This window comes from Flammeovirga sp. EKP202 (genome assembly GCF_014534745.1).
Classification (GTDB): domain Bacteria; phylum Bacteroidota; class Bacteroidia; order Cytophagales; family Flammeovirgaceae; genus Flammeovirga.
In genome coordinates this window covers 125,271-135,573 of record NZ_JACVVP010000013.1, presented here as the reverse complement: position 1 = coordinate 135,573, position 10,303 = coordinate 125,271, and the positions used below count along the sequence as shown (strand labels likewise).

The 10,303-nt window shown below is 35.9% G+C and carries 6 protein-coding genes; 1 reads left to right on the top strand and 5 read right to left on the bottom strand.

Annotated features, from left to right (window positions below; genetic code table 11):
* Positions 1-37: 37 nt before the first annotated feature.
* The 4 genes from IC221_RS10395 to cysK form a co-directional block, all read right to left on the bottom strand.
* Complete coding sequence (locus IC221_RS10395) at positions 38-1,759, bottom strand: hypothetical protein (RefSeq protein WP_188168911.1); 1,722 nt, start codon at positions 1,757-1,759, stop codon at positions 38-40.
* An 860-nt stretch (positions 1,760-2,619) separates the two neighbouring features.
* The gene (locus IC221_RS10390) at positions 2,620-4,227 is read right to left on the bottom strand and encodes an alpha-L-fucosidase (protein WP_223241353.1); all 1,608 of its coding nucleotides are present in this window, start codon (positions 4,225-4,227) and stop codon (positions 2,620-2,622) included.
* A 544-nt stretch (positions 4,228-4,771) separates the two neighbouring features.
* Positions 4,772-5,761, bottom strand: a complete 990-nt coding sequence (locus IC221_RS10385; RefSeq protein WP_188168910.1) for a zinc-binding dehydrogenase — start codon at positions 5,759-5,761, stop codon at positions 4,772-4,774.
* A 130-nt stretch (positions 5,762-5,891) separates the two neighbouring features.
* The gene (cysK, locus tag IC221_RS10380; protein ID WP_188168909.1) at positions 5,892-6,806 is read right to left on the bottom strand and encodes a cysteine synthase A; all 915 of its coding nucleotides are present in this window, start codon (positions 6,804-6,806) and stop codon (positions 5,892-5,894) included.
* Positions 6,807-7,302: 496 nt separating this feature from the next.
* Between cysK and hrpB the strand changes: the two genes are divergently transcribed.
* The gene (gene hrpB / locus IC221_RS10375) at positions 7,303-9,789 is read left to right on the top strand and encodes an ATP-dependent helicase HrpB (RefSeq protein ID WP_188168908.1); all 2,487 of its coding nucleotides are present in this window, start codon (positions 7,303-7,305) and stop codon (positions 9,787-9,789) included.
* 315 nt (positions 9,790-10,104) lie between these two features.
* Here hrpB and IC221_RS10370 read toward each other — a convergent pair whose 3' ends face one another.
* Positions 10,105-10,260, bottom strand: a complete 156-nt coding sequence (locus IC221_RS10370) for a hypothetical protein (RefSeq protein ID WP_188168907.1) — start codon at positions 10,258-10,260, stop codon at positions 10,105-10,107.
* Between the last annotated feature and the right edge of the window lie 43 nt (positions 10,261-10,303).

Sequence of the window (10,303 nt, the reverse complement as noted above, 5' to 3'; positions counted from 1 at the left end):
CCTATTCATTTGGTTAAATTGGCTTTAGAAAAAACAATTATTTTTTTCTGTCTCTTCTTTTTTCTCTTTTTGATTTTTTCTGTTCAATTTCAGCTACTTTCTTCTCTAATTCGATCACATATAAAGTTAACTCCTCTACTTTCTCAAGTAAAATACGCTCTACTTCTACTACATCAACACCTGATTCTTTTACTTCAGCAGCAGAAGGCATGTTAGGCAAATGTCCTTTTTCTTCAATAAATGAAGCTACCTCAGACAACGGTGCCAATTCATATTCTTCTTCAAATACATAATCCGGCCATTCATTGCTAGGAGCTGCTACTACTCGTTTCGCAATCACATCACCTTCTACTATCAACTCATACTGATCAATTGCGTGATTGTTGAAACTGCTATGGTCTCTTGAACCTATGTAAACTTGTGATTCAAAGTTGGCATCTTCTTCAAACGAAGCACTCTTTTCAAAAGTCGCTGACTCCGCAAAACTTGAAGCTCCATTAGCTCTGAAAGTACCTCCTACGTTCAATTTGTATTGAGAATTAGTCACTCCAATACCCACATTACCTAAGTTGTTTATCGCAAAATGAGTACCCCAAGAGATTGATTCTCCTGCTGCTTTACCTGAACCATCAGCCCATTTGAATGCGATCCAATCATCATTGCTCACTTCAACACCCATGTCAATGAAAGCGGCATCCTCATTTCCTACAAGGAATTTTTCACTTGTTCCTGTAGTAGCATTCCACTTATGCTGAATTCTACCATTACCGTCTTGTACTGAAATGTTGTACTGAGAAGTTCCACCAGGTAAAATGATACCTTCACCACCATCCAAAGGTGTTCCATTGTCTGAACTGTTATAAAGTCCATTTTCCTTTCCACCCGCGACAATAGTACCGTTTACATCTAAAGTAGTTTGAGGTGAAGTAGTTCCAACCCCCAAGTAACCATTTGAAGCCAAACGAACCTTAGTACTGTTATTGATTCTCAAATCAATTAATTTTCCAGATTTTGCATTGATTAAAGTTGTACCATCTGCTTTCTGTAATAATGCATAGCTCGATGAAGTGTAGTTATCGTAATGTGCAAACCCGGCCATGTCCGTATAATTAGAGATAAAACCTATTTTGGCTTTACCGATAATTGCCGATACATCAGTATCAGGATACACTTCAAAATACTCAGAGGCATTTCCTGAACCTACTCTTACTTTACCTGCACTTGAAATTCTAAACCTTTCGGTATTGTTTGTAGCAAATTGCATGTAATCATTCGATTCGTTCCAAAGGAATGCCTCACCCGTTTTGTGTTGTCCCATTGTAAATCTAGAACTTGATCCTGAATAGAAGTTTAATCTAGTTGTACTGTTTGGATCAGAGATTCTAATGTTACCATTGTAAACATGAAGTTTGTCACTTGGATTGTCAAGACCAATACCCACACGGCGAGACTTCAAGTAGATGTCATAGCTTGTGTTTGCATCAATGATCAAACCACCATACAAATTACTGTCTGGATCCCATTGTCTCAGACCTGACCAGGTTTTGCCATCTGTTTCAGTGACGATCATACCTACTCTTAGAGGTCCACCTGCATAGTTGTCATTGTTGTCGAGGTCCATGTAGTCCTCGTTCTTGTTGATAGCTGTACCAACCCACCATTCTTGGGCCATAGTGTTTGTAGTTGTACATACCATTAGTGTTATAAATAATGGTATTAGAATAGCTACTTTCTTCAAAGAGAAATAAAGATGTTTCATGAAAAAATTTAGTTAGATAATTATTTAATTTTTTTTAACTCAAAATTTCGGGGGCAAATGTGGTCATACACTTTGAGCTTTTCTAGTGATATTTTATTACATAAAACCAATTCTCCCAATTGTACAATTTTCACATATCACCAGTCTTCATTTCAGAAAAAAGATACTTAAATCATAATGTATTTATAATTATATAAAAGTGAATTATAAATGGTATTACCTTTATATTTAACCATCTTTATGTTACGAAAACATTATGTAAAATAATTTTAAGAAAACATGTCTACAGGTTCTAATTTCACACTTTTATTTAAAGTAATTTTATTTGTTTAACACAAAAAAACAAAACCTAAAAAACTGAAAATGTGTATTATAAAAATTATTCAATGAAAAAATATTCAATATCACCTTGACTTTACACACTGACGTACTTTTTCTGTAATGATATATGAATCATTTACTACTTCTCCTCAAAAATGTAACTATATGTCACCCTAAAAACCATTAACATTTAAGAAAAAAGAGTACATTTTTGATGAACATCATAACAGAGATAATAAATAAAAAATGGTTAAAGCTTAATGTCACTTTAGCAACATAGCTTTAACCATCAATAATTTTAGAGGTTAAGAAATTAAAAACTGTAAACTATAGTTTATGTCAACTTTCAAGCTTCCTTCTTCTTCATTTTTGTCTTAAAACAAAAACAAAGCAAAAAAGTAAGGGCTTTGAACGCAAAAGCTAAATTTCATTTCTCTTGTCTTAAGCGATCATTAAAAACCTCACAATTTCTAAATAGCACAAAAAAGTCACCCTCGTTATGCAACAAGGGTGACTACCACTATCTATTGAAATTTACATTATAAATTTTGTTCTAGATCTCCGCCAATGTCAGTTTCTCTGTAACCTTCACATTGGATTTTGAAAGCGTGAGCATAATCTGTTGGGAATTTAGCAGGACGTTTGATTACTAATCCATACTCATTTCTTTCCCATTTTAATGGCTCATCACTACCTAAAAGTGTGATTTTCTCGATTTTGTTGTTTAAGACACCAAACTTAGTGCTCAATGTTTCTACAACAATATCACCTTTTGGAGTGTCCATCACAAGAGCGTAGAATTCACTATCATTCTTTTTCGTGAATCGGATATCGTTTTCAGTGTAAACGATTTTCTTTCTTTCGATTTTATGACCACCAGCAGGAATTCTTGTAGGACCTTCACCGAAGATTGTCCAAGGACGAGTTCCGTAGATTGCTTCTCCATTTACTTTTAACCATCCACCAATATCAGTCAATAAGTTTTCCATTTCTACTGGAATTGTACCATCTGGATTTGGAGGAACATTCAATAACATGTTACCATTTTTAGAAACAATGTCAATTAAGATATCTACTAACTCGTTTGTTTTTACAAACTTCGCATTTGATCTGTAGAACCAAGTACCTGGAGAAGTATCCGTTACCCATGCATCCTTTTTCGGTTGGTTTGGTCTACCTCTTTCGTAATCTCTTACGGCTGTTGCTTCTGGGAATGTAGTTTCTTTAAACATTACCACTACTTCCTTATTCCACTCTTTACCTTTGTTGTAGTAATACGCTAAAAACTTCTTTCTGTAATTTTCATCCATATTTTCTAACCACCAGTCAAACCAAATAATATCTGGTTGATAATCGTCAATGTATTCTTTCAAGACTGCCCACCATTGATCATGGAATTCTTTTGTAGGCATTTTATCGTCATAACCGTGCGGTGTAGTATACAAGTCATAATCTTCTGGACTTACTGCACCTTCATATTGGTGAGCTGGAGCAAAATACATCCAAGTAAATGCGTGGTGGAAAGAAGAAAGGAACTTCATACCACGTTTTTCGACCGCTGTTTTGAACTCCTGAGAGATGTCTTTACCTCCATAGTTTACAGAATTCCAACGTGTCGCCTTACTATCCCACATGGCAAAGTTATCGTGGTGCATTGCCACTGGACCTGCAAATTTAGCCCCTGATTTTTCAAACAAATCAGCCCACTTTTCAGCATCAAAACCTGTTGGTTTGAAGTTTTCGATTAAGTAAGTGTAACCGTATTCCGCAGGGTCACCAAATTGTTCTACGTGATGTAAGTAATTTTTCGTTGGATTTGTGTTAGGAGTACCGTCTGGCTTTTTAGGTAATTTTCCTGTTTTCCAGTTTGGAATACCATTTTTACCATACATCAACATGCCGTGCCATCCTGGTAAGTATTGCTTTTCTTTCATATTAACGAAAGCGCCTGATACAGGTCCCCAGTGTGTATAAATACCAAACTTAGCATCTTGATACCAATCTGGTTCTTTGTTTACTTTCGCAATAGATTTCCAATCTTCTTGATACGTTTGTTCTGTTGTCAATTCTTGCTGTGCTGGCGGTTTTTGACAAGAAAACATAGCACAAAGAAGAATCGGAAGCGATAATTTTTTGACTAATTTCATACTTATAAAAATTCTTTTTTACTATTTCAATCTCAAAGACAAAAGAGATGTTATAGCATTGCTTTACGCTCTTGTCCTTGTCTTTCTACATTTTCAAAATTAGGTTGTAGACACACTTAGGGTAGAAAAAATTGATGCTTTAAATAAGGGGTAAATTTGTATTTAAGCGTATAAATGTGCTTTTATATCAATTATTTCACCTATTTGATAACATCAAATAGGCTGCTATAAACCATTTTTTAAGTGGAAATATTATTTTGTGCACCTATTATTACTAAACCGATTGAGGGATATTGAAGGAAGTAGTAAGTCACTAATGATTTAAATTCAAGTTTGTTCGTTAGAATTAAAGTCAAGGCTTTGATGGCGTAAGCTAAATTTCATTCCTATTGCCCCAATGATATTAAATGCTCTAAAGTTCAATTTGTGCTATCATCATTAGACCCACTTAAATTGTAGGCTAATGATGAATGAAAGCATTTTTCGAAACTTTTAAAAATAAAACCGTGATCAACACTATTGGTACATGGCTTAAGAAGTTAAATTATAAGGTCAACACTACCTTACCTACCACTTTCTTATTTAAAATATTATTCAATGTTGTTATTGCACCTTCAAAATCAACGGTAACTAATTTTGGAGATTTTACCTTACCGTTGACCAAAGCCACTGTCAAACCTATTCCGGCATCTACAATTGCTTTTTGTCCGATGTTTCCATGTTCGTGACCCGCACCTAGTGCCAATTGATGAAATGTCAAATTTTTCATAAAAACATTCTCATATTGATCAGGTCTAACCGTTCTTACCAGCTCCAACATTTGACCGTTAAAACCTAAAGCGTTTGCTGCTAAAATATCATTATCATCTCCGATTGTATCAAATGACTTTGTCACACCTTCACCATTTGTGAGTCGTTGTACTTCTTCCAGAACATTGACCTTATCATAACAAATCACATGATCAGCACCTAAACTTTTGACATACTCCTCATTTCTTGAAGAAGCAACGGCCAATATTTCTTTACACCCGCAGACATTTTTGGCAATTTGTACAGCATAAGATCCTACACCTCCAGATCCACCAATGATCAATAAAGAATCATCTTCATTGACCTTTAACTTTTCTACGATGGCTCTCCATGCCGTCCAGCCTGCACAAGGACTTGCTGCAGCATCCAACAAAGGCAGCTCTTTCGGCTTATCCAACAATGTATTCACCTTATGAATGGCGTATTCAGCTAACCCGCCATGAGGACGAGTCATGTTACCGTGGTAAAAAACTTCATCTCCTACATTCCAACCTTCTACTTCTTCACCAATTTCATCAATCACACCAACTACATCTAACCCAACTACCCACTCATCATTCATGCGCTCACCTACCATACCTTTCCATTGAATTACTTTTGCATCAACGGGATTGATACCACAAGCTTGTACTTTTATTCTTACTTCATCTTTTGCAGGAGTTGGCATTTGAATTTCTTCTAATTGAAATGTGTCTTTAGCCGAATGAAATGTTATAGCTTTCATGTTTTTGATTTATTGTGGATTATAGAAAAAGGCATCAACTTCATATGAAATTGATGCCTTAATTTAAGGAAAACTCTGATTATATAAAGTGATATTATAATCTCTGAATTAAAATATTCGTGCTGTTGATTTATTCTCCAAACAGCCCCTCGATCGATAAGTATCTTTCACCTGTATCATAATTGAATGTCAAGATAGTTGCGTTTTCGTCTATTTCAGGTAATTTCTGACTTACCGCAGCTAATGACGCTCCTGTTGAAATACCCGCTAAGAAGCCTTCTTGTAAAGCAAATTCTCTTGCGAATTTTTTAGCATCTTCAGCTTCTACTTTTACAGCACCATCAATGGCTTCAGTATCTAAGTTTTTGGGAATAAATCCAGGACCAATACCTTGAATAGGGTGAGGACCAGGACCTTCTCCAGAAATTACAGCACTTGTTGTTGGCTCAACAGCATAAACTTTTAAGTTAGGCCATTTTTCTTTTAAGATTTGTGCCACACCTGTAATATGTCCACCCGTACCTACACCGGTAATGATGTAATCAATGCCATTCGGGAAGTCTTCAATTAATTCTTGAGCTGTAGTCGTTCTATGAATATCTACGTTGGCTTGGTTATCGAACTGAGATGGGATCCATGAATTTTCTTCTTCAGCGGCTAATTCAGCAGCTTTTTCAATGGCTCCTTTCATTCCTTTCTCCTTCGCTGTCAACACCAATTTCGCACCATAAGAAGCTAATAATTTTCTTCTCTCGATACTCATCGACTCCGGCATTACTAAAGTCAATTTATAACCTTTTACCGCAGAAGCCATTGCTAAACCAATACCTGTATTTCCAGAAGTTGGTTCAATCAAATGAGTATCTTTATTGATCACACCATCTTGCTCAGCTTTTTCAATCATTGCTAAACCAATACGGTCTTTGATACTTCCTCCAGGGTTAAATTTTTCTGATTTAATGTAAACTTTACGATCTCCAAAGAGCTTATTAATTTGAATAACAGGTGTTTTACCAATTGTATCAAGAATGTTATTATATATCATTTTTCGTTTTATTTTTACTACTCTAGTATTTCTATAGGACAATATTAGTTATAAGAATTTAATGATGCTAATTTTTTGGTTATAAAATTTATTTTTGGCCCATGAGGTAACCACTTTAATATTGATTATCAACACAGTACAAGATAAAAATATTTGAGAAAATTTACCTTATGATGTGCCTTGGGATTGAAAAAAATCTCAACCTTAAAGTTTTCATTAAATTTCAATCTACCTTTCTATAAATCTTTATTGGATCTACTTTCAAATTTCCTTCTTCTTTATTAGAAAGCCTATTGGTGCGAATGATAAACGTAAGCGTCATTCGTGTCCCACTGATCATCAGAAATCTCCTGATTTCTAAATACCATAAATATTCGAAAACTTAGTTTACAGTGTATTTTCTTTGATAGCGTTAATAATTAAGTTGATTTCATCTTCTTCAGTTTAAATTACCTTATCTTGCAGCTCAATTTGAAAAACAGAAAGAAAAGGCATAGTGAGTTTAGATTTTCATCAATTTAATTTACCCGTAGCAGAAGTTGTTCCTGAGGTAAGAAAGCATTTAGCACAAGAATCCACCATCATTTTAAAGGCTCCTCCGGGTGCAGGAAAAAGTACGTTAGTACCGCTTACTTTATTGGATGAAGAATGGCTTGAGGGGAGAAAAATATTTCTGCTTGAACCCAGAAGATTAGCGGCTAAATCCATTGCTCAACGTATGGCAGATATGTTGGGAGAGAAAGTGGGAGAAACGGTAGGTTATCGAGTTCGATTTGATGTTAAAGTGTCTGAGCGTACACGAATTGAGATTCTAACAGAAGGGATCTTAACACGTATGCTTCAGGATGACAATGCATTGGAGGATGTAGGGATCGTTATTTTTGATGAATTTCATGAAAGAAGTCTTCACGCTGATCTAGCCATGGCACTTTGTAGAGAGTGTCAACAGGTATTAAGAGATGATTTGAAGGTAATGGTCATGTCAGCTACTTTGGATATGCCACAACTTTCTGCCTTGTTGGATAATTGCCCGATTGTAGAAAGTCAAGGTAGAATGTTCCCTGTTGAGAAATTCTATGTGGGAGATACAGATCGATATCTCTTACCTGAATTGATGACCAAAACAATTCAAAATGCCTTAAAAGATCATGATGGCGATATTCTTTGTTTCTTACCGGGACAGGGTGAAATCATGAAATGTGCTGATCTGTTGCATCAACATACCAAAGGTGTCGCTATTTATCCTCTTTTTGGTCAATTGCCTATCAACAAACAAAGAGCGGCTATTTTACCTCATCCTGAAGGAAAAAGGAAAGTTGTATTGGCTACTTCTATTGCCGAAACAAGTTTGACCATTGAAGGGGTAAAAATTGTGATCGATAGTGGGTTTACGCGTATTCAACAGTTTGACCCCAATTCAGGCTTATCAAGGTTAGAGACTGTCATGGTTTCTGAGGACGCTGCTGATCAAAGAGCAGGTAGAGCCGGACGTTTAGGACCAGGTATCTGCTATAGAATGTGGAGCAAAACCACACATAGCAGAATAGAAGAAACGAGGGAACCTGAAATTGAGCAAGCGGACCTGACCTCATTAGTTTTAGATTTGGCACAATGGGGCATCATCCACCCTAATGAATTAGCATGGGTTACACCTCCTCCTGCTGGACATGTAGCACAAGCCAAAGAGACATTGACACAATTGGAAGCCTTAGAAGATGAGAAAATCACCCCACATGGTAAGGCAATTCATCGCCTTCCTTGTCACCCTCGTATTGCACATATGCTTTTGTTTGCGGAGGAAAATGACTTATTGCCTTTAGCCACTGACCTTGCCGCTATTATTGAAGAAAGAGATCCATTGCCTAAAAACAGTGGAGCCGATATAAATACTAGAATTACAGCTTTAAGACGTTCAAGAGATGGTGGAAAAAATCCTCGCTTCCGTCAGATTAATAAAATCGCTGAGGTATACCGTAAAGTCTTCAAATCAAAAGAAGACAATCATTCCTTTGATGATTTTGAAACAGGTTTACTATTGGCACATGCTTACCCTGAAAGAATTGCATGTGCAAAACCCGGTAATAATGCTCAATTCCAATTGGCCAATGGAAAAATTGCTGCTATTGGACATAGAGATGAACTAGCGGATGAGGCTTGGTTAGCCGTAGCTCATATTGATGCTAGAGATGGAATGGGAAAAATATTTATGGCTTCTCCTCTTGATCCTACAGACCTTGCTCCAATGGTAAGAGAAAAAGAAGTCGTAAAATGGGATACCGATGAGGGAGGATTGATCGCCAACAAACAACTGTGTATTGGAAATATTATTCTGAAAAGTACACCTATCAACAATCCCGATCCATCACACTTACAACAAGCAATCTTAGATGCTGTAAAAAAGGAGGGAAAACAATTACTTCCTTTTAAAGACAAAGAAGTGGAACAATGGCAGTCCCGTGTGCTTTCTTTGAAAAAGTGGAACCCAAAAGACAAATGGCCTGATGTCTCCACAGAAACGCTTTTATATTCTGCATCAAAGTGGTTAAGTCCTTATTTGGATAAAGTAAAAAAGCCTTCTGATTTGATGAAGTTGGAACTAAAGGATATTTTACAGCATAGTTTACCTTGGGAATTACAAGAAAAACTAGACTCTTTAGCTCCTATTAAAATTGAAGTACCAAGTGGTTCCAACATTAAACTAAAGTACCTTGATAACGGACAACCTCCTATATTGGCGGTTAGACTTCAGGAATGTTTTGGTTTAGAAAGTACTCCAATGATTAATAATGGACAGCAAAATGTAGTGCTCCATTTACTTTCTCCAGGATTCAAACCTGTTCAAATCACATCTGACTTAAATAGCTTTTGGAATAATGCTTATTTCGAGGTGAAGAAAGATCTGAAAAGAAGGTATCCTAAACATTCTTGGCCGGATAATCCTTGGATAGAGGAAGCGGTTAGAGGGGTGAAAAGGAAAAAATAATCGATTGTTCAGTAAAATGAAAGTTTGTTGTGGTTCGTGAGGTCGTTTTACTAAAACGCCCCTACAGTAACTACATTTAAATATAGTATTGTAAACACACTCACATTGTGATTGCTTAATTACAGAAGAAAAGTGTTTTATTAAAAAAAACACTAGCGCGAATGTTAAGCTTGAGCGTCATTCGTGCTTAAAAGGTCATCAGAAATCTCCTGATTTCTAAAAACCACAAATCATTAAAAACTTAGTCTACAATATTAAGTCTCAAAAAAGGGATGAAAGAAAATCACAATCAATTTCTTTCATCCCTCTTTTGTATTAACGGGCTGCTTTTCCGTCAAAGTATAATGACTTTTTCTTCTTCCCAACTACCTTATAATAAAGATTCTGCATAAATCGAAAAGGCCAAGTAACGATTCTAATAATATAATAGAAAGCACTACTGGCTAACATACTACCTATAAAAAATAGCATAAAAAAGGTTTCGAAACAGGCGACAAAAAACAATAGTATTTTC

Excerpts from the sequence above, each read along its gene's own strand:
- IC221_RS10395 (WP_188168911.1), bottom strand. The coding sequence starts at position 1,759 with ATGAAACATCTTTATTTCTCTTTGAAGAAAGTAGCTATTCTAATACCA.
- IC221_RS10370 (WP_188168907.1), bottom strand. The coding sequence starts at position 10,260 with ATGCTATTTTTTATAGGTAGTATGTTAGCCAGTAGTGCTTTCTATTAT.
- IC221_RS10390 (WP_223241353.1), bottom strand. The coding sequence starts at position 4,227 with ATGAAATTAGTCAAAAAATTATCGCTTCCGATTCTTCTTTGTGCTATG.
- cysK (WP_188168909.1), bottom strand. The coding sequence starts at position 6,806 with ATGATATATAATAACATTCTTGATACAATTGGTAAAACACCTGTTATT.
- IC221_RS10385 (WP_188168910.1), bottom strand. The coding sequence starts at position 5,761 with ATGAAAGCTATAACATTTCATTCGGCTAAAGACACATTTCAATTAGAA.